Origin of the sequence: Seohaeicola nanhaiensis (assembly GCF_042654245.1) — a bacterium.
GTDB classification, from domain to species: domain Bacteria; phylum Pseudomonadota; class Alphaproteobacteria; order Rhodobacterales; family Rhodobacteraceae; genus Seohaeicola_A; species Seohaeicola_A nanhaiensis.
In genome coordinates, this window is sequence record NZ_JBHSGI010000031.1 from 42,980 (window position 1) to 65,858 (window position 22,879).

The window sequence follows — 22,879 nt, forward strand, 5'->3', positions numbered from 1 at the left end:
CTCAGACGGCTGCGAACCTTCCCTTGCGCCCGTCGAGGTAGACCATGGGATCGAGCTCGCCGTCGGTGCGCACGGATTCGACCTGCCCCACGAAAATGGAATGAGTTCCATAGCGGCACTTTTCGGCGACGCTGCAGAAGATGTTGGCCTGCGCATCCGGGAGATAGGGCAGACCCGCCTGGACCTGCCAGTCGCCGAGGCTGAAGCGCGCCTCGCCTTTCAACTCTCCGCTGAACGCGCCGAGCAGCGCGTCGTGATTGCCTCCCATGAGGTTGGCGCAGAAGCGGCCCTCGGCTCGCAGAGGGTCGTGGATGCTGGCCTGGGCGTTGACGCAGACCAGGATCGATGGTGGATCGAAGCTGAGCGAGGTAACCGAGGTTGCCGCCATGCCATGGCGCCGGCCATCGCTCATCGTGGTGATGAGACAGGGGGTGGCAGCCAGGCGGCGCATGGCAAGGCGGAAGCTGTCGCTGACCTGGGGCGCGACCTCGGCCCATTCGAGATGGGCCTTGACGGCCGAGCCATCGGCACTGATCCAGCCATGCGGTGCGGCCTTGGCGACCATTTGATCGAGACGGGTCTGCCATTTGGTGTCGGCAGGCCCGGTCGTGCGCAGCCATGACAAGGACACCCAGGCGGTGTCCTTGTCGGCGAGGGTCAGCGCTGGTTCGAGCGACAGCTGGTGGGCGGCGAAGCTGGTGGCCGTCCGGTCGCACATGACGACCTTGAACCGGGAAAAATCCTCGGCGAGGTCCAGCGTCATTCGGTCTCCCCTGACCCGAACTTCCATGTCCGGCCTCCCTATTCGCCAGCCTTGCGCTGCGCCGCGGCCTTTCCTGCCTCGTGCTGCGCAAAGGCCGCATCGGACGCCGTCTTTCGGCGGGCTTGGAAGTCCGTATTCTGGGCGATCATCCAATCCTGCGTCGCAACCCGGTTCCGGTTGGTCTTTGCGAAATGCGGCATGACATAACGTGCGTAGAGCTCGTAGGATTTGCGGGTCGCCGCGGGGTCGGCCCAATCGACATGCTGTGCCAGGAAAACACCGAATTCGCCCTGCTTGCCCTGCATCCGCTCGATCATCTCGATAGCGTCGTCAGGGGTGCCGATGACCGCGCGCTTGCTGTCGATCAAAGCTTTTGTCAATTCCTTGCCCCTCGCTCCGAAGGGGTTCGGCGAGACGAGCTGATAATAGTCGCCCCATTCGTCCAGACCCCATTCTACGTTCTTCAACGCCTGCTCGCGGGTTTCCGCGATGTGGATCGGGGCGACGAGGCGCAGGTTGTTGCGGTCCATCGTGTTGCCGTATTCCTGGGCCGTTTCGCAGGCGATCTTCCAGTTCGTGTCCAGCACGTTGAACCCGCCGCTATCGGAAGCGGCCACGCAGAGCATCGAGGCCCCGAACTTTCCGGCGGCATGCCCGCCCGACGGGGTGCCGGCGCTGGCAACCGCGATTTCCGGTAGGGGCCGGGAGTAGGGTAGCAGATGGGCGCGCGCGTTCTGGAGTTTGTACCATTCCGTCTCTTCGGTGACTTCCTCGCCCTTCAGCAGACGGATGATGACATCCAGCGCCTCGAGCATACGGTTGCGGGTGGTCTTGGGTTCGATCGCCTGCATGTGCGCGTCGCCGACCAGCAGCCCCGGCCCGAAGCCGAAGCTGACGCGGCCGCGCGTCTGATGGTCGAGCTGCGCGATACGGTTCGCGACCATCAGAGGGTTGTGGTAGGGCAGCGAGATGACGCCCGTGCCGAAGCGGATGCGTTTGGTCGCTTCGGCGGCGGCCGAGATAAACAGTTCGGGGGAACTGATGATTTCCATGCCGCCCGAGTGGTGTTCGCCGATCCAGACTTCGTCAAAGCCGAGGTCTTCCCACAGCTTGCAGTAGTCAATGTCGCGCCGCAGCAACGTCGAGGGGCTTTCGCCGATAGGGTGATATGGCGCCAGGAAGATACCGTGACGAAGCTGTATATCCGACATTCATTTCCTCCTTCAGGACGCTGGTCCGGACGCCGCCATTACTGTGTTCGCGACACGATGACCGCTAAAATAAATCTAAGGGATGGTCAATAGTACTTCTATAGGGGATTTCATGGCCCAACCCCTCGGTCGAGCCATGACATGCTGTGTTCAGTGACCGGCGGATTTGGCGGCGTTGCGTTCCGCGCGGCGCTTGCGTGCGAGGTCGATCATCGCCTGGACTACGTCGTCACCCTGTTCCTTCGCCTTGCGCTTGGCATCGGTCCAGGCCCGGAAATCATCGGCTGCGGTTTCGGTATGATTGTTCCAGTCCTTGTCCAGTGGCGTGGTAATTTCCAGCCGGACGCCGTTGGGGTCGAAGAAGTAGATCGACAGGATGATGCCGTGATCGGTCGGCCCGACGATGTCGATGTCGTTGGACTTGAGCCATTCGTACCATTCCAGCACCTTCTCGGTGCTGTCGACCTCGAGCGCGATATGCGTAAAGACGTCATAGGCGGGGTGAGTAGACTTTGCCGGCGCGGGCAGCCCGGGTGCCTCGAAGAAGGCGAACGTCGAGCCATCCTTCATCTTGAAGAAGAGGTGGAAATAGGGAAATGCGTCGCCGGTCGAGGGCACGGCGTCGTCGATGACAGTGCTCGCAAGTTCCATTCCCATAATGCGGGTGTAGAAGTCGTGAGTTGCTTCGACGTCATGCGTGACCCAGGCCGCATGATTGAGCATCATCGGCGTCAGGCCGGGATTGCGGGGCCGCGCGGTCGCGTGCGGTGCCTTTTTAACGTCCACATTTGCCATGGCATTTACCTCAATTCATCAAGACCGAAAGGCGGTCTGCTTCTGTTTCGAAATTAGCATCTGCGCGTTGGCTGGCGTGTCCCCCCCTATGGGACGCCAGTTCCACGTGCTTTGAGCGTGTTCGATAATCATCTCTGGAAAAGCCCGCGTTCGCGAAGCCAGCCAAGCTGTGTTTCGACTGCTTCCGTCAGATGATCCGGCTGGCCGGCGTAGTAATGGGTGCCGCCCTTGATCAGATGATGGGTCTTGTCCTTACTCGCGGTGGCCGCGTGGATTGCCGGCGTGTGATAGGTGGGCACGGCGTCGTCCGCGCTGTTTTCTATGGCAAGGAAGGGCACCGTGATATGCGCCGCGTTGTCCACGCCGTCGGCCTTGCTGTCCTCGATGGACCATTGCGACAGCCAGGACCGCAGAGTCGAGAAACGCCCAAGCGCGACCGGGCCCGAATTCGCGGTCTCGGGATCGCCGATATAGCTCCAATTCGGCCTGCGGTCATTCGGATCCAGTGAGGGATCCACAAAGCGCGGGTCTGCAAATGTTCGGTGGGTCAGGAAAGGCCGCTCCAATTCGCCGGTGCCACGCGATTTCAGGTCGAGCAGCGTTTCCATGACCTGTGCGCGTATCTTGTCGATTCTCCGGCGTTGCGCCCTGCGATAGTCCGCGATGAAATCGGCAGAATAGGGTGCCTTGTTCGGATTCGAGGGATCGTAGATATCCAGTTCGGGATCGCGTTTATCGGGATCGAATTCGTCTAGAACCGAAGGATCGATATTGTCCCGCAGAAGCCGCGCCCGCGATATGTGGGCCGCTTGGAAAACAAGCGCATCCGCCGGGATAAGGCCGGCGCCTTTCACATCGACCGGGTCGCCGGCAGGCGTTTCGGTGATGGTCGGGTTCTGTGCCTGCGATTGGTACATCAGCGTCAGCGATCCACCGCCGCTCCAGCCCACAAGGACGACATGCCGGTATCCCAGTTCCTCTTTCGCGTGGCGGATGTAGGCACCGAGGTCCAGCAGGACCTTTTCCATGATCAGCGCCGTGTCGTTCTTGGCATAACGGCTCGCCGCGCAGAGCACGTGCATTCCCTGCGCGACCAGAGCGCGGGGGACCGGCAGCAGTTGCAACGTCGAAGCCGGGTGCATGAAGACGCAGAGCGTATCCGAGGGGCAGCCCTCGGGCAGGATCAGAATCCCTTCAAGGTTCACGTTTCCCTGATTGCCTGCAAACCCGTAGGTTTCGACGAACTGGCTGTTCTCGGCGTACTGAAGGTGCAGCCAGCGAAAAGTCAGTTGATACGGCGCCTTGGTCATCGAAACAGTCCCATCCTTGGAGTTGGAAGAACCTTAGTTTCGCGCGGGTTGGCGTGTGTCCCCTCTGGAAGTTACATCGACGGTCCCTGCACACGGGGGCACCGGCGCGGGGCGCGTGTTTTAGTATTCGCGCAGATCAATCCCCGGGAGAAAACGCGTGAAAGACTTCGACGCTATTGTGATCGGTTCGGGTGTCAGCGGACTGACCACAGCCATTGTGGCGGCCCAGCACGGGCTGAAGGTTCTGGTGATCGAGAAAGCCCCGGTGTTCGGTGGAACCACCGCCTATTCCGGCGGGGTTGGATGGATCCCGAACAACCATCTGATGCGCGAGGCCGGGTTAGACGACAGCCGCGAGAAGGCCGAGACCTATCTGCGCGCTGTACTCGGCAACCATTACGACCCGGAAATGATCGATGCATTCCTCGACAACGGGCCGAGGATGCTGAAACACATGATGGATACGACCGAACTGGATTTTGTCGTGACTCCGACGCCGGACTACGAACCTGACAAGCCGAGCGCCTATCATTCACGTGGTGTTCTGGCCAAGGAATACGACGGGACGCGCCTGGGAAAACACCTCGACCTTCTGCGCCGTCCGCTCGACACGCTTACTGTGCTGGGCGGGATGCAGGTGGCGGGCGCGGACATCACGCCGCTGCGGACCGCGTTCCAGACCCCTGCCAGCTTTGCTTATACCACCCGGACCGTTGCCCGTTATGCCCGCCAGAAGGCGACCCATGGCCGAGCGACCCGGTTGGTCAGTGGCAACGCACTTGCCGCGCGGCTGCTCAAATCCGCGCTGGATGCAGGCGTGATGCTGTGGAACGAGACGCCGGCACTGGAACTTCTCAAGACCGGGGGGCGCATCACCGGTGTCAAGGCACGCCATAAGGGCCAGGAAACTGTTCTCACCGCGCGGAAGGCCGTTGTGCTGGCGTCGGGTGGCTTTGGTGCGAGTGAAGGGATGCGCAAGGAGTTTATGCCCAATCCCGAGCACCATCGTTCGATCCAACCTGCCGAGAACGTCGGGGACGGCGCCCGCATGGGGGAAGCTGTTGGCGGACGCATGGCGCGCGACAATCCCTCGAATGCCATCTTCATCCCGATTTCCGAGCACCGCGAGGCGGACGGAACGGTCAAACGCTTTCCGCATATCATGATCGACCGCTACATGCCCGGGTCGATTGCGGTAGACGAGGCTGGTCAGCGCTTTGTTAACGAAGGGCTGTCCTACCAGCATTACGTGACCACGATGCACGCGCGGAACATGACACGGTCGTATCTGATCGGCGACCGGCGTTTCCTGCGGAAATACGGGATGGGGCTGGTGCGGCCCTTCCCCTACCCGATCGGCAAATGGCTGAAGAACGGATATCTGACCGAAGGCGCGACGCTTCAGGATCTGGCGCGCAAGATCGGCGTCGATCCGGCAGGACTGCAGGCCACGGTCGAACGGTTCAACAGCTTCGCGCGCAAGGGTGCGGATGAGGATTTCGGTCGCGGAGCAGACGCGCATTCGCGTTTTCGCGGCGATCAGACGGTCAAGCCCAACCCGAGCCTTGCGCCGCTGGAAACAGGGCCATTCTATGCGATCACGCTGTATCCGGGCGACCTCAGCTCGGTTGCAGGGCTTGTCACCGATGGTCGGACGCGGGTTCTGGATGAGGCGGGCAAGCCGATTGCCGGGCTTTATGCTGTCGGACTCGACATGAATTCGATGACCAAGGGTATGTATCCGGCCGGCGGATCGAGCCTCGGGCCGGGATTGACCTTCGGCTACATCGCAGGGAACGAAATCGCCGCGGCGGAGTGATCCACCGCGGCTTGACCGGTCGCCGGGACCGGAGTTTCGATCAGTTGTCGGATTGCCACTTCTGCACCATCAGCGCCTGCGAAAGACCGCCGTCACAGCAGATTTCCTGGGCGGTGATGTAGGATGCCATGGGCGACGCCAGGAAGACGGCAAGATCGGCGACCTCGCGCGGGGCGCCCATGCGATGCAGCGGGATGCGTTCGGCCCGGGCCGCCTGTGTCGCCTTTGACATATTGGCCAGCAGCAGTGGCGTCAGGACAGAGCCGGGGCTGATGACATTCACCCGCACCCCATGTTCGGCCCATTCCACACCCATCGTCTGCGACAGGTGGATCAGGGCCGCCTTGCTGGTGCCATAGGATCCGCCGTTCGGATAGGCGCGGCCGCCAGCGAGCGAGGCGACGTTCACGACCGAGGCGGCCGGGCTTTTCTTCAGCATCGGCAGCGCGCTGCGCGCCAGTTGCAGGGCGCCTTCCACATTGACCTCGAAGGACTTGCGCCAGCTGGCCAGATCGGCATCGACCAGCCGTCGCGGCGTGATGACCCCGGCGCAGTTGACCAGCATGTCCAGCCGGCCCCAATCGGAATCGACCTTCGCCAGCGCGGCGTCGATGTCAGCCTGACGGCAGACGTCCATCGTGATCGCGATCGCCGTTCCCCCCTGCGACCGAATATCTGCCGCCACGCTTTCCGCCATGTCGGGCCGCAGGTCCGCAACAACGACCTTTGCGCCATTGGCGGCAAAGGCATGTGCGACTGCTTCGCCGATCCCGCTGCCACCGCCAGCGACCAGTGCCACCATGTCCTCGATTGTCGAGGTCCTCATCCAGTCGCGTCGCAGGCCGTCTGCATTGCGGTCTTCGGTCATAGAGTCGTCTCCGGTTGGTTCTGGTCGTCGCGCCAGCGCCGGTAAAGGCGCAAGCGGTGCTCCATCAGAACAGCAGGTTTGGCAGGAAGAGGGCGATTGCCGGGAAAAGGGCCACGACTGCGACACGGATCAGGTCCACTCCGATAAAGGGGATGATGCCGTGGATGATCTTCGAGATCGGCACGTCGGGGGTCACGCTGCGCATCACGAAAAGGTTCACGCCGATAGGAGGCGTGATCAGGCCGAGTTCGCAGAGGATGACCAGAAGGATGCCGAACCAGACCGGATCGAACCCAAGTCCGACCACGACGGGGAAGAACAGCGGCACTGTCAGCAGCACCATCGAGATCGATTCCATCAGCATCCCGAGGACGATGTAGATGAGACAGATCACGAAGATGACCGTCGCGGGCGAAAACCCGGATTGGGCGACGAAGTCCAGCAGGGCGGCATGTGCTCCCGAGTAGTTCAGGAATTCGGTGAACAGACCGGCTCCGATGATGAGGGCGAAGAGGATCGCGGTTGTTTCGGCGGTGTCGATCAGGATCTCGTAGAACTGGCGCAGACCCAGTTTTCGGCGCCCGAGCGCGATGACCATGGCGCCGAATGCGCCGAAGCCGGCGGCCTCGGTGCTGGTGAAGAAGCCGGAGTAGATACCGCCGATCACCAGGATGAACAGAAGCACTGCGGCCCATATGTGCCCCAGCGATGCGATTTTCTCGGACCAGCCGACCTTTTCGGAAGGCGGCGCGATGTCCGGGTTGCGCCAGACGGTCCAGCGCACCGCGGCGATGTAAAGCAGGATCCCGATGATGCCGGGAATGAGACCCGCGGCGTAGAGCTTGCCGATGTGGGTTTCGGTGATGATGCCATAGATGACCAGCAGGACGCTTGGCGGGATCAGGATGCCGAGCGTGGCGCCAGCCGCGATGGAGGCGGTCGACAGCCGATCGTCATACCCGTATTGCCGCATCGATGGCATCGCCACCTTGCCCATTGTCACGACGGTAGCGACCGAAGAGCCGCAGATCGAAGCAAAGCCGCCGCTCGCCACCACCGTCGCGACCGCCAGTCCGCCCTTGCGCGCGCCCAGGAAACACTGCGCGGCCCGATAGAGCTCGCGCGAGATACCGGTGCCGGCGACGAGATTGCCCATCAGGATGAACAGCGGAATCACGACCATCGAATAAGTCATCGTGCTTTCGCGCGATATCATGGCCAACATGGAAGACGCCGGGTTCCATCCGACGAGATAGCCAAAGCCGATAAATCCGACCAGCCCCATGGCAAGGGCGATGGGAACCCGCATGAAGATCAGGAAGAAGGCCGAGGCGAATCCGGCGAGAGCGACTGTCATGGCTGTATTCTCCGGTAATGCTGGAAGGTCGGGACGGCGGGGCCAGCCGGTCAGGTGTTGGGACTTCTGGCGGCCAGTTCACCGGGCGCGTCGGCTTGTCCGACCGGGCGTTTCGAGCCAGACCTGAACATCGTGACGGCTAGCCCGACAAAGGCGATCGCGGTGAGGCCCGAAAAGAGCGACATGCCATAGACCAGGGGAGCAATCGGAATTTTGAGCGTGGGGGTCAGGTCGTTATACCGTGCCGTGCTTTCGGCCAGAATGAACAGGCGCCAGGCCATCATGCCGAACAGAAACACGCCAACCGCCACGCCGATCACCGTCTGCGCGGCCTTGAAGATCCGGTTACCGACGAAGTCCAGCAGGTCGACCACGATATGTTTCTGCCGGATCGCAATCAGCGGCAGCATGAGGAATACTGTCGAGGCGAGCATCAGTTCGGTCAGCTCGGCCGCGCCGTTCAGCGGGCGATTGAAGAAGTTCCGCCCGATGACGTCGATGAAGGTGATGATCATCAGGAGGAACAACAGCACCGCTGCGATGATGGAGATGGCTGTCTCGATGCGCTTGAGCATTGCTGTTCCTCCCTCGTGGCCTCAGTTGGTCGCTTTGGACTCGGCTTCGGCGACGCGGCGCCGGAATTCGGCCAGAACCTCCAGCGGGTTCTCCAGACCCTTTTCCTTGGCCCGGGTGGCCCATTCTTCTTCAAGGGGTCGCGTGGCCTCTTTCAGTTCGGCGACGAAATCGTCGCTGATGGTCTGGATGGTCAGAGTATCGGTCGCCTTCATCTGCTCCATCGCTTTCTTGCCGGCGGTTGCAAAATCGTCGGCCAGAAGCTGGGCGAGTGCCCGGTCCGATACCTTCCAGATCGCTTCCTGATCCTCGGGCGAGATCCTGGACCAGCTGTCTTCGTTCATGACGACACCCAGCGTTGCGCTGAACAGGCCGCCAGGGACCAGCGTGTAGTATTTGGTCATGTCCAGCATGTTCATGTTGATGACCGTCTCTGGCTGGCTGAGGCTGCCGTCAATGACGCCGGTGCTCATCATTTCGAAGGCCTCGTTGGAGGACTTGAGGATCGGCACCGCGCCAACCGCTTCAAGAAGCGAGGTGGCATAGGGTCCGGTGCTGCGCAGCTTGATCCCCTTGAGGTCCTCCATCGAAGTGATCTCTTTCTGGGTCGTCACGATGTTGCCGGGCGCGTTCGAGATCATGGTCATGACCTTGACGCCGCGGTATTCGTCGTGAGGGGCGATGTACTCCTTGTAGATGTCCCAGAAGATTGGGCCGAAGACGCTTGGATCGTTGCCGACCCAGGACATTTCGCCAAGTTCGGACATCACAAAGCGGCCGGGCGTGTAGCCGGTCACGATAAAGGAAACGTCTGCCAGACCGTCACGGACGACATCGAACTGCCCAGCGGCAGAGCCAACCATCTTTGGCAGCGTCTCGACCTTGACCCGGCCTTCGGTCACCTTCTCGATCTGTTCGAACCAGGGATACATGACCTCTGTGTTCACGTGATGTTGCGGCGGCAGCCAGGACGAGTATTTCCATACGACGTTCTCGGCCGCCGCCGGTCCCGCTACCGCAGTCATGAAGGCGCCAATCGCCGCGAATTGAGTGATCTTCATTCCGTCCCTCCTCTGGTCGGTACCTACTACCTGTGATCGGCTCTCGTTCGCCGAGGTGGCACAGGGATGAAGCACCCGTCTGTTATCGTCTGTCCCTTGCAGTGTGACAGTCGTGACGGGCGTCGTTTGTCCCTGCGGGCAGGTGCATGGCCGGGCATTTGTGATAGATAGTCTCGTACAGAGAGCCGCCTCGGGCGGCGACGGAGAGACTATTGGACAATAAGCGAATTCCGCGGGTCAGGGTCGAAATGGCCCCCCTGCCCGCCCGGCCGCCCGGGCAAGACGAAAGAGCCACCAGATGAGCGATGGAACTGCAGAGCGGGTCGGGATGACCCGACCCAGTCCGATGTTGCAGTATGTGTTCTCGGCGATCGTCTTGTTTCTGGCTCTCTTCGGAAGCCATCTTGCGACGCCGCTTTATCCGATCTGGCAGGCAAGGTTCGATCTGACGAACTCGGATATCGTGATGATCTTTGCCTGTTACCCGATTGGTGTGACCTTTGGCCTCCTGCATGGCGGGCGGCTGGGGGATCAACTGGGACGCAAGCCCATGGTGCGCAGTGGCCTGTTCCTGGTTCTGCTGGCAAGCCTTGGGTATCTGGTTGCCAATTCCATGACTCCGCTGCTGGTCGCGCGTCTGCTCAACGGCTACGGAATCGGCCTGCTCAGCGGACCGGCCGTGGCCTCGATCATCGAATTGCACCCCAGGCTGGACCGGGGTGCCGCGTCGCGGGTCGGTGCGGTCGCGACCCTGAGCGCGCCGGCGGCGGGTATGCTGACGGCCACGCTGGTGGTCTACTTCGCGGCGACAGAGACGGCTGTGCTGCTGCCGTACCTGATCTTCGCGACACTGCTGGTGGTGAGCCTTGGACTGACCTGGGGCTATCGGGAAACGATCTTGCCGATTGCCAGGCGCAGCCTTCGCAAGGCTTCGTATCGCCCGCAGGCGATGCGAGTGCCCGCCGACATTCGCGGACCGTTCATCTATGCCGCCTGCCTTGCGGTCCTCTGTTGGGCCAACACCGGGCTTTGGCTGTCGCTGGGACCAAGCATGTTCTTCACTCTGATGACAGATGCGCATCCGCTTGTCGGCGGGCTGTCCGTGGTGGCCTTTCTGGGAACTGCGGGCGTGATCCAGCTCACTGGCGGTTGGCTGGGATACATCAGGGCAACCCTTGTTTCCCTGGTCCTTGTCGTAGTCGCGCTGGTGGCTGTGCTGGTCGCCCTAAAGACGGAAAGCGTGGCCGGGGTCGCCATCGGTCTGCTGGTCGGCGGAATGTCTCAGGGCCTTGGATGGATGGGCACGGTGGAACTGATCAACCGGATCGCTCCTGACACGATGCGCGCTTCGGTGCTCTCGATGCTCTATATGTGCAGCTATTTCGGCTCCATCGTGCCGGTGCTCATCACCGGTTTCGCGGCCGACCGATTTGGATTGTTTCCCGCGCTTTTCGGCATGTGTTCGGTGTCGATTGCCACCGCCTGCATTCTTTTTATCGTTACCGTGAAACTTCGCAGAAGTTTGCCGCAAGGCGCGTAACGAAACCGGCCTGTCCCTAAAGGCATGGACAAATCGCGCGGTCCGGACGTGCAAGACTGTGGCCGAAGACGCGCCCGGCGCGGCCCGACCACATGCACAGGACAAAGATGACTCAGAGGAAATTTTCCGGCCCGCTGCGCGGCATGCGCGTCCTTGAAATCGGCCATTTCATCGCGGCGCCCTTCTGTACCCGACTGCTGGCGGATCTCGGGGCGGATGTCGTGAAAGTCGAGCCGCTTTCGGGCGATCCTGTCCGCAAATGGGGCGACTCGGTCGAGGGCAAATCGCTTTGGTGGTCCGTGCATGCGCGCAACAAGCGGTCGGTGGCGGTCAACCTGAAGGCGCCGGGGGCGGCTGGGGTCATTCTGCGGCTGGTGCGGGACTGCGACGCATTGGTCGAGAATTTCCGGCCGGGCCAGCTGGCCCGCATGGGTCTGTCCAACGAGACCCTGCGTCGGGAGAACCCAGCCCTGGTGATCGGCCATGTGTCGGGCTATGGCCAGGACGGCCCTTATCGTGATCGTGCCGCCTTCGGCGTGATCGGCGAAGCCATCGGAGGTCTGCGGCATCTGTCGGACCATCCGCCGGGGACATCCGATCTGCCGCCGGTACGGGTCGGGGTGAGCATAGGCGATTCACTGGCCGGTCTTTACGCGGCTCTTGGCATTGTGTCGGCCCTCTGGCAGCGGGACCGCGCGGCGGGCGACGGCCTCGGCCGCACGGTGGACGTCGCCCTGACCGAGTCGGTGCTCAGCCTGATGGAGGGAATGCTGCCGGAATATGGCGAGACGGGCAAAGTCCGCCAGCCCTCGGGATCACGTATACCGACGGCCGCGCCATCGAGCGCCTATCCGACGCGGGACGGGAAATGGGTGTTGATCGCCGGCAATTCCGAACCGCTGTTCCAACGTCTCTGCGCCTTGATGGGAGGATCGGGTCTGGCGGCTGATCCGCGCTTTTGCGACAACCCTTCGCGGGTGGCCAATGTGGCTGCGCTGGATGATATGATCGGTGCCTGGACGTACCAATATGAGGCCGCGGCACTTCTGGATCTGCTCGAAAAGGCAGATGTGCCCGCGACCCGGATTTACGATGCCGCGGATTGCGCCGCCGATCCCCAATTTCGCCACCGCGAGATGGTGCGGGAGGTCGAGGATCCGCTGTTTGGCAAGGCGCTGACCCATCCCGGCATTGTGCCGAAGATCACGGACGATCCCGGCGAAATTCGCTGGTGCGGTCCTGCCATTGGCGAGCACACCGACGAAGTGCTGGCCGGGTCTGGCTTTACGCTGCCTGAAATCGCCGCCTTGCGCGAGAAGGAGATCATTGCATGACCTCGCCCGATGTCACACTGGTTGAAGTCGGTCCGCGGGACGGCTTTCAGGGAATTGGCCCCTTCATCCCAACCCAGAACAAGATCGCTTTTCTGCAGCGCCTTTTTGCTGCGGGCCTGAGAGAGATCGAGATCGGGTCCTATGTCAGCGCGAAGGCCCTTCCCCAGATGGCCGATACGCCCGAGCTGCTGGCCGCCTGCACGGCGGTGCCCGACCTGTCGCCCCGGGTGCTGGTCCCAAGTCTGAAACATGCCCTGCGGGCGTTGGACGATGGGGTCACTTTTCCGACCTTTGTGCTGTCGGTCTCGGAATCACACAACAGGAACAACGTGAAGCGGCATCCGGACGAGTCGGTGGGTGAGTATCTTCAGATCGTTGAGGCCCTGCCCGACAACGCGGATTTGCGGCTGGACCTCTCGACCTGTTTTGATTGTCCCTTCGAGGGGCAGGTGGATGAGGAAGCTGTATTGCGGCTGCTGGAGAAGCTGGTGCCGGCGATGCCGGGCGCGGAAATCTGCCTCTGCGACACCACCGGAAAGGCAGAACCACAACAGGTCGAACGCCTGTTCTCGATGGCGCGCGCGACATTTCCCCAAGTGGATCGCTGGGCGGTTCATGCCCACGACACCTATGGCCTGGGACTGGCGAATGTGTATGCCGCCTACCGGACCGGAGTGCGGATCGTAGATGCGTCCTTTGCGGGCCTAGGTGGCTGTCCGTTTGCGCCGGGCGCGACCGGCAATGTGGCGACAGAGGACGTGGTCTGGATGTTCCACCGGATGGGCATTCCCACGGGCGTCGATCTCGACGACTTGATCCCTGTGGCCTGCGATGGTGCGGGCATCCGTGGCGGGCAGAGCGGCGGGCGGGTGCGGGCCGCCATTGCGGCCCGGACCTCGGCACGCTGTGACTGACCCACATGGCGTGTGAAGCCTGGTGCAGCCCGTCGCCGAACGTTCAGGATTATTGTTCCGGACCATGATCCGGGAATATGGCCTGCGGTTCACATCCGTGATCGCGATGGGTGCCGCCTGCCCGTTTGTCAGCCCAAGACCGGCAATCCGCTAGGCCAGCCATTTGTCAGAGGCTTTGGGCACGCGCGATGCCAGGGTCATGCAGGGCGGACTTTTCCGGCAGACAACCTTTCACGTCCGACAAGACGGTATCCCACCCGATCTCTGCGAGCATGACGGCGGTTTTCAGGTCTTTGCCTGTTGGTGCATGGGGAACGTCGATCATGCTCTAATCCACCTTGATCACGATCTTGCCGAAATGCCCGGCACGGCGCTGGAGAGCGTAGGCGTCCTCTACGTTGTCCATCGCAAAGACATGGCCGATGGCCGGTTTCAGGTCATGCAGGGATAGCGCGCGGTTCATCTCGTGGAACTGGGCGCAGTTTCCGACGGTAATGCCCTGAAGGTTGACGGATTTGCCGATCACCAGACGGGGCGCGACGCCCTCGCCTTCCTGCGCGACAAAGCCGATGGCGACGATCGTGCCGCCGACGCGGACCGACTGCATCGATTTTTCCAGCGTGCCGGGACCTCCGACCTCGACCACCACATCGACGCCGCGGCCGTCGGTCAACTGCATCACGTCCTTGTGCCAGTCTGGCGATGCCTTGTAGTCGATAAGGTGATGCGCCCCCATTTTTGCCAGCCGCGCCCGCTTTTCAGCGCTGCCGGACAGGATGATGACCCGGGCGCCGGCCATTCTGGCAAATTGCAGGGCAAAGACCGACACACCGCCGGAACCGATCAGCAGCACATCCTGGCCCGGCTGCAGCGCAGCCACGTTGAACAGCGCGTTCCATGCGGTCAGGCCGGCGCAGGGCAGCGTCGCGGCTTCTTCATCACTCAGATGGTCAGGCACCGGAATGGCGGCATGGGCGGGCAGAAGCGCGAATTGCGCCAGCATCCCGTCCATGTTGGCGCCCATCGACCGGGTGCGTGCAGCGGCAGTGATCGGGCCGGTGATCCAGTCCGGGTAAAAGGCGCCGGCGACGCGCTGCCCGGGGACGAGCCCCGAGACGCCCTCGCCAAGGGCTGCGATCTCTCCGGCTCCGTCCGACAGCGGCACGACAGTTTCCGGCAGGGCACCATACATGTGATCTGCGACCAGCAGATCGCGGAAATTCAGCGATGCAGCGCGGACGCGTACCAGCACTTCACCGCGTCCGGGCTTCGGGACCGGGCGGGATGCAATGCTCAGCGTGCCGCCCCCATGCGCCGGGCGAAGCTCGACGGCTTTCATATTCGTCATGCGATCATCCGATATGCTGCGCCCGGATCAACGATCCGGGCAAGCTTTCATGCGATGAAGAGGCCGCCGTTCACGCCGATGGTGACGCCGGTGATGAACCCGGCCAGCGGGTCAGCCAGAAACGATGCGGTATGCGCGATCTCGTCGGGATGGCCGACCCGTCCCAGGGGGATTGCGTCCATCTTGGTGTATTTGCTGCCATCCGCGGTGGCGCCCGTCGCCTGAGCCAGCATGGGCGTGTCGATCGGGCCCGGCGCAATGGCATTCACCGTGATCCCTTCCTTGGCCAGCGCCCGCGCGGCAAAGCGCGTCAGGCCCAACACTGCGGCCTTGGACGCCGTGTAGTTGACCCCCGACTGAAGGCCGCCGATCTGACCGGCCAGCGAGGATACCGTTATGATCCGTCCGTGCTCGACCGGTTTGGCACGCCGGCACCAGGCCATTTCGCGCATGCAGATCATCGTGCCACGGGCATTGACGCCCATGGTGAAATCCCAATCGTCGAGGTCGGTATCGGCCAGCGCCGGCGCCGTGCTCATGCTTCCGTTGCCAAGCGTGCCCGCGAACTGGGCAAGGACCGAGATCGGTCCGACCTCGGACTCGATGGCGCCAAAGGTCTTTTTCACGGCGGCTTCGTCCGTCACGTCCAGGGCGAACCCCCTGTGCCCTTCGCCGGGCAGACTGGCTGCGGCCGCTTCGGCCGCTTCCGCCTTGAGGTCTGCCACGGCGACGATCATGCCGTCCTTCGCGAACCGTTTGGCGGTCGCAAGACCAAGCCCGCTTGCCCCACCAGTTACGAGTGCAATGCGCATTGGAGAGTTCCTTTCATCCTTCGAGCCTTGCGGCCCTATTCCGTCTGGGTGGCGACCCAGGCCGCGATCATCTCTTCACTGACGAAGACAGACGATGTCTGTCCGCCGTCCACCGCCAGAACCTGACCGGTGACAAGGCGCGCGTCCTGGCTTGCCAGAAAGGCGACTGCGCTCGCCACGTCCTCGGGTTCGCCGGTCATACCGAGCGGCATGGTGGCCACCACCAGCGCCTTGAACCGTGCGGTGTGCAGACGGTCCTCGGTTCCCGGTGTCCGGATCACCCCGGGGGCGACGGCATTCACCCGTACGCCCCTGGGGCCATAGGCACTGGCCATCTGCCGGGTCACGCCGATCACGCCGGCCTTCGCCGCGGTGTAGGCACCAAACCCCATGTAGCCCGACAGACCGATGGACGACGCGATGTTGACGATATTGCCACGGCTTTCGAAAAGCATGGGCAGCGCGTCGCGGGACAGGCGGAACATGGCGCGGAGATTGACGTCGAGATACCGGTCGTAGATTTCGTCGGTCGTGTCATGCAGTGCCGGCGCGTTGCCGAGGCCGACGTTGTTCACCAGGATATCCAGTGTCGTGAAGGATTTCCGACAGGCCTCCAGAATGGTAGCCGGCGCGTCGTCGGCGGTGGAATCCTGAACCAGGATTTCCGCGCCGCGCAGCGACGACAGGCCATCGGGGCGGACATCGACGGCCAGCACCCGGCAACCCTCGGCGATCAGCCGTTCCGTGATGCCGCGACCCAACCCCTGCCCCGCGCCGGTTACGATCGCGGCGCGACCTTCCAGACCTTTCATGGTCACTGTCCTTTCAAGCGGCCGTCAAAGCCGACCTTCCATCCAGTCGCCTGCGTAGTCCTTGCCGATCTGGACAACCTGATTGTCGAACATCAGGACGCGCGTCGCGTCCATGTCGAGGAACTGCCGTTCGTCCTCAATCATCTCGTTCTGGAAATAGGGCATTGCGTGCAGTTCCTTTCTCGCGTCCAGGCTGGGGAACCAGCTCTCGGAAAACCCGTCGTAGTCGAGCGGTCCGACTCCGGGCCAGCCCTGGCTGGGGACCATGTGATGCTGCACGTATCGTTTCAGGTATTTCTCGACGCCTGGAATTCCGGCGATCAAAGGTCCGTGCACGTCCCGCCAATGAGTTTGGAACTGCTCGAGCGTGAGGCCCGGTTTGCGCTTGTAGAAGCCGAGGGTGATGATCATGCGTCCTCCGGAACCGTCAGGGCGTGAATGTCTCTGCGTCAGGTCTGACACTGCATCGCCGGGCCGAGTGACCCCCGGCGATGGGACAGGCGCGTCTCAGGTCCTGTCGGCCATCCATTCAAACGCATAGTCCTTGCCGATCTGCACGACCTGCTTGTCGAACATCAGCAAGCGCGTCGCCGACATGTCGAGGAACTCGTGTTCGTCGGGGATCATGACCTCGGTCTGATAGGGTTGTGCATGCATTTCCTTGCGAGCGGCTTCGGAAACGAACCAGGCTTCGGAAAAGCCGTCGTAGTCGAGAGTGCCGACACCGGAAAATCCGCTGCTCGGTCTGATGTGATGCTGGACGTAGCGTTTGAGAAACCGTTCGATATTCGGTGTCTTTGCGACTAGAGGGCCGTGGATTTCGCCCCAATGGCGATGGAATTCATCCAGCGTGAGCCCCGGCTTTCGCTTGTAGAAGCCAAGCAATATCAGCATGTTGTTTACCTCTTAGGGAGTTGGCGCCGCATCATCCGGCACGAGGTGGGGCATTTCGGCAAGAATCCAGCGCGTGAGTTCGAGATTCACACGTTCGGGCCGTTCCTGCGCCATCCAGTGACCGGAATGAACGATTCGCTCTGTCAGGTTGCGGCAGGACGCGCGCATCGGTTCGGCCAATCGCGAGTCCACGGATTCGCAGGTGATGTCGTAGCGCCCGGCGAGAAACAGCACGGGCATCTCGAGGCGGCCGCCATTCAGGGTGGCAGCGGAATATGCAGCGTTGTCTGCATCGTTCAGATAATAGGCATTCGGGCCTCGAAAGCCGTTCCGCGACAGGGCATCCGTATAGATCGCAAGATCGGTTTCGGTGAGCACCTGTGTGTCAAGCGGCAGGTCCGGTGCCCTGTCGGCCCCGCCAAACCAGCCGCCGTTGCGGAAGATGTCGGCATGCGGGCTGGGCTTGCCCAGAGCCTCGGGCTTGCCGTGCCGAAAGAGTGCACGAACCGTGCACAAGACGTCTGCCTCCATGACCGACGTCGCGCAGTCGAACTGTTCGACATAGAACCTCTGATAGGCCCATTGACCATAGGGCGCGCTGTCTTCGGGATAGAGGGTCCTGTCGACCAGCGGCAGCATGTGCTCCATCCCGAATTCCAACGTGCGATAGGGCACGCAGAGATTGGCAACGCCGTGACAGCGATCCGGGTGATGGCTGGCCACAGACCAGACGGCAGGGGCACCCCAGTCGTGGCCGACCCACACCGCGCTCTCCAGACCAAGCGCATCGGCCAGTCCGATGAGGTCGGCGACCTGGTGGCGCAGCGCATAGGCCGAAGGATCGTCGTACACCTGCGATCGGCCATAGCCGCGCATGTCGGGCGCGATGGCGCGGAACCCCATGCCGCCGAGATGGGACAGAACATGCCGCCAGCTCCACGACAGCTCGGGCCAGCCGTGAACAAGGATGATTGGAACGCCGTCCTGCGGCCCGCAGGAGAGATAGAAGACACGATGTCCTTGCAGGCTGATGGTGTTCGAAACAATCTCGTGCCGCGGGACGTGCGACAGTGCGGTCGTACCGGTGTGCCCATTGGCTGGTGAGTGCATGTCGGATCCTCGCCCGCGCGGCAGTCTGTCGGGGAAGCTGTGCGGGTCATGACCCCTCTGACGGGGACAGGTCAGATTTGCATCCCGGTTGACGGCCAAGACCGGTCAGGAGAAATGCAGGCCGCCGTTGATGTCGAGAACGGCACCAGTCACATAACCGGCGGCGGCCGTGCAGAGAAAGGCCATCGGGCCGCCGACCTCTTCCGGTTCACCCATCCGGCCGGTCGGCAGTTTCGACAGGTCGAACGGCTGACCGGAGGCGCGCAGCATCGGTGTCAGGATCGGCCCCGGCGCGACTGCGTTCACCGTCACCCCATGTGCCGCGCCTTGCCGGGCAAAATACCGGACCAGTGACTGAATCGCGCCTTTGGACGCGACATAGGCCGGTTCCACATCCAGCGTGGTGCCGGCGTTGCGCCCGGCCTGCGATGCGACGATGGCGATCTTGCCGCCGCCTCGGTCGATCATGCCACGCATGACCGCCCGCATCATGTTGATCGGGCCGCGCACGTTCACTTCCATGATCCGCTGATAAAGGGCGTCCCAGTCGCCGCCGTCGCGCCAGTCGCCCTTGCTGTAGATGCCGCTGCATTCGGCATAGGCGTCAAGCGGACCGAGGCTGGCGATGCAGGCTTCGACCGCGTCCCTGTCTGTGGTGTCGAGCTGATGGGCCTGTGCCTTTGTTCCCGCCGCGTGCAGTTCTTCGGCCAGATCGTCCGGCCGGCGGATATCGGTCAGGATCAGCCGCGCGCCCAGGCCGGCACAGGCCCGGGCGGTGGCGCTGCCGAGGGAACCCGCCGCGCCCGATACCAGCACGGTCTTTCCGGAGAGGTCGAAAGGGTTGGCCAGCGGTATCATGCGGCCGCTGTGGCCGCTGTGGCCGCGAGGGCGGGCTGGCGCCGCAGAAGGGTGGCCAACACCTGTTCCATCACGGTCGCCGGATCGGCCGCAGCCTCGAACGCACGCCAGGCCACGTGCGAGTCCGGTCGGACCAGGATCGCACCCGTACAGCCGATTTCGCATTGCGCCGCCCATTCGCGATCTGTGTCGATCACATCCGTTCCCATGCGAACGGTGCGCAGCGAGACGCCGTGCCGCGCGGCGGCATTGGTGGCGGCGGGCAGCCATGCGGCGCCGCCATCCGGGACGATCAGGACGAAATCCCCCTTGCCGCAGAGATCCAGCGTGGACAGGCGTGCGCCGTCCTTCTCGACCCAGCAATGCGGGAGCCGGTGCCCGGGCCGGGTTGTCGGCTGATAGGTTCGGCCCAGGGGATCGCGTTGGGGCGGCAGCGTTCCGTCGCCGATGACCGCCCCCTGTTCGTAGTGAAAGCCGAGCTCCAGGTCATGCGCCTGCCACTCCATCTCCTGCACCTTGAGCACCTGCTTCAGCCGTGCGCGGCGGGTGCGGCCTTCATCGTCCTGGGCAAAGAATTTGACGAAGTTCTTGCGGCTGGTTTCGCCATCTCCCCGCACCAGGCCAATGACGCCGTCGGTCAGCGCATGGTTTTCGAAGGTCATCAGCGCCCAACTGACATTGCGCGCAGCGACCGGCCGGCGCTCGGATTCATAGGTGTCCAGCAGGGCCGGATCGGCCCGACCCTTAAGCACCTCGCGCAGTTTCCAGGCCAGGTTATGGGCGTCCTGAATTGCCGAGTTCAGGCCAAGACCCGTGGTCGGCGGATGCCGGTGCGCGGCGTCTCCGGCCAGAAAGATCCTGTCGAACCGGTAGCGGTCGGCCAGCACGCCTTCGACTTCCCAGTGACCGATGCCGATGATGTCCGGGTCGAGGTCCGGCACCTTCAGCAGAGCGCGCATCCGTGGCAAGAGCGAGGCCTGATCGAACCGCGCCGGATCATCCGGGCGGAAGGAAAAGTGAAACATCCATTCCTCGGAGTGACGGTCGAACCGGGTCGGCCCCAGTTTGCCCAGCACGCCGCTGCTCCACGATCCGCCGTCCGGATTGACGAACCATGTGGTCATGGCCAGATCATCGTCCCACCATTGCGACAGGTCGGCCCTGAAATAGACCGTCACCATGTCGACCAGCTTGCGTCGCCCTTCCAGCCGGCTGCCCACTGCCGGGCCGACCGTGCGTCCGCCGTCTGCGGCAATCAGGTATCGGGCGCGAATGGTCAGATCGCGGTCGTTCTCGAGGTCACGGACGATGGCCGTCACGCGGTCGGCGTCCTGATGCACCTCTTTCAGCTCGTGGCGGAACAGCAGGCCGTCCGGATTTCGAGCCCGGGCCTGTTCCGTCAGCAAGGGTTCGAGCCGAACCTGCGGATAGAGACAGCTTTCGCAGGGGCTGTGCCGCCTGTAGTCGGTCAGCGACCCGCCGCCAAAGGATTCGACACTGTGGAATGTGCGCCGGTCCAGCGGGCCGTCGCCGCCGAGGGTCGTGCACCAGCGGATGCGCTGGATGGCTGACAGCGGCATGGCCTTGTCATAGACGGCCCCGGCCACACCCAACTGGCGGAAGACCTCCATCGTCCGCTGGTTGATGTATCGCGCCTTCGGCAGGTTGCCGGTCGAGGCATGACGCTCGATCAGAAGCGATTTCACGCCGAGTTCGGACAGCGCGATCGACGCGGTCAGACCGCAGCCGCCGGCACCGACGATGAGAACGGGAACTTCGATGTCGGGCATCGTTGGCCTCCTGTAGCGCGCAGGTCGGATTTGCGTCCGTGAAGAGCCGGAGAAGTGACGCCACGGAACCTGATCGTTTTCGAGATAGTTTGGCAATCATGCCACCAATGTCCCCCATCAAAGTTACACAGGATTTCGAATTTGGCGGAAAGATGAGAGAATGTCGGAAATGAGGTGAAGCAGGTGAGCCGCCTGATGGATTCTGAAGACAACGCGGCTCGAGAAATCGAGACCGAAGCCCTTCTCGACCGGATGAGGTTGCCTGTCGGACAGAGCTATAATGCGGATGACAATATCGCGCGGATCTGTTCCGTCATCGCCAACCGCACCAGTCTGCTCATGCAATCCATGTATGGCGAACGCTTTGGGCTGAATGTGCTGAATTGGCGCATTCTCGCGATTCTGGGATACCACAGTCCGATTTCCGCCAAGACGATTTCCGAGATGATCGCGACCGATCAGGTCACGATCAGCCGCGCCATAGATCAGATGTCGCGCAAGAAGCTGATCAGCCGGCGCGTGGACCAGAGCGACCGACGCCGCCAGCTTCTTCGGCTGAGCGATCGTGGCCAGGAGGTTTACCAGCGGGTCCTGCCCCTGTTCGCCGCGTCGGAAAGCGCGCTTCTCGCGCCCCTGAGCGAGGACGAGCAGGCAGAGCTGCGCCGGCTTCTTCATATCGTCGCGAAACAGGCCGAGACGGAATTCTCGGAAACCAAACGCTGGCAAGACGTTCTGTCCGCCTATGGCAAACCCGGCGGAAGCGACGCCTGAGTCCCGCACCGAGGGACAGATTGCCGCCTGCCACGCGCTAGGATCGCCCGAACCGTTGTCCGACGGTGTTTGTAGATCTGGAACGCAAAGGAATCTGGCATGAAAAGCGACTGGTTGGGACTGGATGGCAAGGTGGCTGTCGTCACCGGGGGCGGCGGCGGAATCGGTCGCGTGATTGCCGCGTCTCTTGCCGAGGCGGGCTGCAAGGTCGCGGTTCTCGATCTCAATGCAGAGAGTGCTTCAGCAACGGCCGCGGAACTGACCGAAACCGGGGCAACGGTGATCTCTTGCGCCGCGGACATTTCCGATCATGCGAGCGTCTCCGCGGCCGCAGATCGGGTGCGCGCCGAGCTGGGGCCTTGCGATATCCTCGTCAACAACGCTGCACTGGTGCGCAACGGTCCGCTCTCCTCGCTCTCGGTCGCGGACTGGACTGCTGTGCTTACCGTCAATCTGACGGGCTACTTCATCTGCTCGCAGGTCTTCGGCCAGCAGATGATGGACAAGAAGTCCGGCGCGATCGTGCATGTTTCGTCCATGGCGGGCCTGCACGCCCAGCCGACCAGCGGCGCCTATAGTGTCAGCAAGGCGGGAGTCATGATGCTTTCGAAGAACATCGCGCAGGAGTGGGGCCCGAAAGGCATCCGGTCCAACGTCGTGAGCCCCGCGATGGTCATGACGCCGATGTCCGAAGTGATCTATCGCAATCCCGAAGTGCGAAAGAAACGCGAGGACATCGTACCGATCGGCCGTATCGGGCAGCCTCAGGATATCGCGGATTCCATCGTCTTCCTGGCGAGCGAGCGCGCCAGCTATGTCAGTGGCCAGGAAATCCTGTGCGACGGCGGCTGGAGCACCGTGTTGCTCAAGACAGTGCCGCGCCCCGGGTTCGACCAGAAGGACGTCTGACCCTTCCAAAGAAATTGGCGCAGGCCCTGC

General features: G+C 62.6%; 23 protein-coding genes. 6 read left to right on the forward strand and 17 right to left on the reverse strand.

Annotation, left to right across the window (positions count from 1 at the left end):
* Position 1 precedes the first annotated feature (1 nt).
* From ACFO5X_RS19970 to ACFO5X_RS19985, 4 genes are all read right to left on the reverse strand, one after another.
* The gene (locus ACFO5X_RS19970) at positions 2–763 is read right to left on the reverse strand and encodes a flavin reductase family protein (RefSeq protein ID WP_380720312.1); all 762 of its coding nucleotides are present in this window, start codon (positions 761–763) and stop codon (positions 2–4) included.
* A gap of 38 nt (positions 764–801) precedes the next feature.
* Positions 802–1,974: an LLM class flavin-dependent oxidoreductase gene (locus ACFO5X_RS19975; protein ID WP_189681586.1), complete on the reverse strand. Its 1,173-nt coding sequence runs from the start codon at positions 1,972–1,974 to the stop codon at positions 802–804.
* A gap of 150 nt (positions 1,975–2,124) precedes the next feature.
* The gene (locus tag ACFO5X_RS19980; protein ID WP_380720315.1) at positions 2,125–2,769 is read right to left on the reverse strand and encodes a VOC family protein; all 645 of its coding nucleotides are present in this window, start codon (positions 2,767–2,769) and stop codon (positions 2,125–2,127) included.
* A gap of 128 nt (positions 2,770–2,897) precedes the next feature.
* Entirely contained in the window at positions 2,898–4,079 is a 1,182-nt protein-coding gene (locus ACFO5X_RS19985) for an alpha/beta hydrolase (protein ID WP_380720317.1), read from the reverse strand.
* A gap of 157 nt (positions 4,080–4,236) precedes the next feature.
* On the opposite strand from ACFO5X_RS19985, the gene ACFO5X_RS19990 reads away from it, so the two are divergent.
* Positions 4,237–5,898, forward strand: a complete 1,662-nt coding sequence (locus ACFO5X_RS19990; RefSeq protein ID WP_380720320.1) for an FAD-dependent oxidoreductase — start codon at positions 4,237–4,239, stop codon at positions 5,896–5,898.
* 40 nt (positions 5,899–5,938) lie between these two features.
* Here the strand turns inward: ACFO5X_RS19990 and ACFO5X_RS19995 are convergent, their stop codons facing one another.
* The 4 genes from ACFO5X_RS19995 to ACFO5X_RS20010 form a co-directional block, all read right to left on the reverse strand.
* Positions 5,939–6,766 carry an SDR family NAD(P)-dependent oxidoreductase gene (locus ACFO5X_RS19995; RefSeq protein ID WP_380720323.1) on the reverse strand — a complete coding sequence of 276 codons (828 nt, stop codon included), beginning with the start codon at positions 6,764–6,766 and terminating at the stop codon, positions 5,939–5,941.
* A 64-nt stretch (positions 6,767–6,830) separates the two neighbouring features.
* Entirely contained in the window at positions 6,831–8,123 is a 1,293-nt protein-coding gene (locus ACFO5X_RS20000) for a TRAP transporter large permease (protein ID WP_380720326.1), read from the reverse strand.
* 50 nt (positions 8,124–8,173) lie between these two features.
* Complete coding sequence (locus ACFO5X_RS20005) at positions 8,174–8,698, reverse strand: TRAP transporter small permease (RefSeq protein WP_380720328.1); 525 nt, start codon at positions 8,696–8,698, stop codon at positions 8,174–8,176.
* Between the two features lie 21 nt (positions 8,699–8,719).
* The gene (locus tag ACFO5X_RS20010) at positions 8,720–9,757 is read right to left on the reverse strand and encodes a TRAP transporter substrate-binding protein (protein ID WP_380720330.1); all 1,038 of its coding nucleotides are present in this window, start codon (positions 9,755–9,757) and stop codon (positions 8,720–8,722) included.
* A 298-nt stretch (positions 9,758–10,055) separates the two neighbouring features.
* Here ACFO5X_RS20010 and ACFO5X_RS20015 point away from each other — a divergent pair, with 298 nt between their 5' ends.
* From ACFO5X_RS20015 to ACFO5X_RS20025, 3 genes are all read left to right on the forward strand, one after another.
* Positions 10,056–11,297, forward strand: coding sequence for an MFS transporter (locus ACFO5X_RS20015; protein WP_380720333.1), 1,242 nt, complete (start codon positions 10,056–10,058; stop codon positions 11,295–11,297).
* A 107-nt stretch (positions 11,298–11,404) separates the two neighbouring features.
* Positions 11,405–12,631, forward strand: a complete 1,227-nt coding sequence (locus ACFO5X_RS20020) for a CaiB/BaiF CoA transferase family protein (protein ID WP_380720336.1) — start codon at positions 11,405–11,407, stop codon at positions 12,629–12,631.
* Positions 12,628–13,545 (forward strand): hydroxymethylglutaryl-CoA lyase, encoded by a 918-nt coding sequence (locus tag ACFO5X_RS20025; protein WP_380720338.1) that lies wholly within the window; start codon positions 12,628–12,630, stop codon positions 13,543–13,545. The genes ACFO5X_RS20020 and ACFO5X_RS20025 overlap by 4 nt, the downstream gene beginning before the upstream one ends.
* A gap of 166 nt (positions 13,546–13,711) precedes the next feature.
* Here ACFO5X_RS20025 and ACFO5X_RS20030 read toward each other — a convergent pair whose 3' ends face one another.
* The 9 genes from ACFO5X_RS20030 to ACFO5X_RS20070 form a co-directional block, all read right to left on the reverse strand.
* Entirely contained in the window at positions 13,712–13,870 is a 159-nt protein-coding gene (locus tag ACFO5X_RS20030) for a hypothetical protein (protein ID WP_380720341.1), read from the reverse strand.
* A 3-nt stretch (positions 13,871–13,873) separates the two neighbouring features.
* A complete protein-coding gene (locus ACFO5X_RS20035) occupies positions 13,874–14,893 on the reverse strand; it encodes a zinc-dependent alcohol dehydrogenase family protein (protein WP_380720344.1) in 1,020 nt (339 codons plus the stop codon).
* Between the two features lie 47 nt (positions 14,894–14,940).
* Entirely contained in the window at positions 14,941–15,705 is a 765-nt protein-coding gene (locus ACFO5X_RS20040; protein WP_380720347.1) for an SDR family NAD(P)-dependent oxidoreductase, read from the reverse strand.
* A 35-nt stretch (positions 15,706–15,740) separates the two neighbouring features.
* Positions 15,741–16,517: an SDR family NAD(P)-dependent oxidoreductase gene (locus ACFO5X_RS20045; protein WP_380720350.1), complete on the reverse strand. Its 777-nt coding sequence runs from the start codon at positions 16,515–16,517 to the stop codon at positions 15,741–15,743.
* Between the two features lie 24 nt (positions 16,518–16,541).
* Entirely contained in the window at positions 16,542–16,928 is a 387-nt protein-coding gene (locus ACFO5X_RS20050; protein ID WP_380720352.1) for an EthD domain-containing protein, read from the reverse strand.
* A gap of 96 nt (positions 16,929–17,024) precedes the next feature.
* Positions 17,025–17,411 (reverse strand): EthD domain-containing protein, encoded by a 387-nt coding sequence (locus ACFO5X_RS20055; protein ID WP_380720355.1) that lies wholly within the window; start codon positions 17,409–17,411, stop codon positions 17,025–17,027.
* 12 nt (positions 17,412–17,423) lie between these two features.
* Positions 17,424–18,521, reverse strand: coding sequence for an alpha/beta fold hydrolase (locus tag ACFO5X_RS20060; RefSeq protein ID WP_380720358.1), 1,098 nt, complete (start codon positions 18,519–18,521; stop codon positions 17,424–17,426).
* A gap of 105 nt (positions 18,522–18,626) precedes the next feature.
* Positions 18,627–19,379, reverse strand: coding sequence for an SDR family NAD(P)-dependent oxidoreductase (locus ACFO5X_RS20065; protein WP_380720361.1), 753 nt, complete (start codon positions 19,377–19,379; stop codon positions 18,627–18,629).
* The gene (locus tag ACFO5X_RS20070) at positions 19,376–21,169 is read right to left on the reverse strand and encodes an FAD-dependent monooxygenase (protein WP_380720364.1); all 1,794 of its coding nucleotides are present in this window, start codon (positions 21,167–21,169) and stop codon (positions 19,376–19,378) included. Before ACFO5X_RS20070 ends, ACFO5X_RS20065 begins: the two co-directional genes overlap by 4 nt.
* Positions 21,170–21,364: 195 nt before the next feature.
* Here ACFO5X_RS20070 and ACFO5X_RS20075 point away from each other — a divergent pair, with 195 nt between their 5' ends.
* Both ACFO5X_RS20075 and ACFO5X_RS20080 read left to right on the forward strand, forming a co-directional pair.
* The gene (locus tag ACFO5X_RS20075) at positions 21,365–21,940 is read left to right on the forward strand and encodes a MarR family winged helix-turn-helix transcriptional regulator (protein ID WP_380720367.1); all 576 of its coding nucleotides are present in this window, start codon (positions 21,365–21,367) and stop codon (positions 21,938–21,940) included.
* Positions 21,941–22,039: 99 nt separating this feature from the next.
* Positions 22,040–22,849, forward strand: coding sequence for an SDR family NAD(P)-dependent oxidoreductase (locus ACFO5X_RS20080; RefSeq protein ID WP_380720370.1), 810 nt, complete (start codon positions 22,040–22,042; stop codon positions 22,847–22,849).
* Positions 22,850–22,879: the final 30 nt, after the last annotated feature.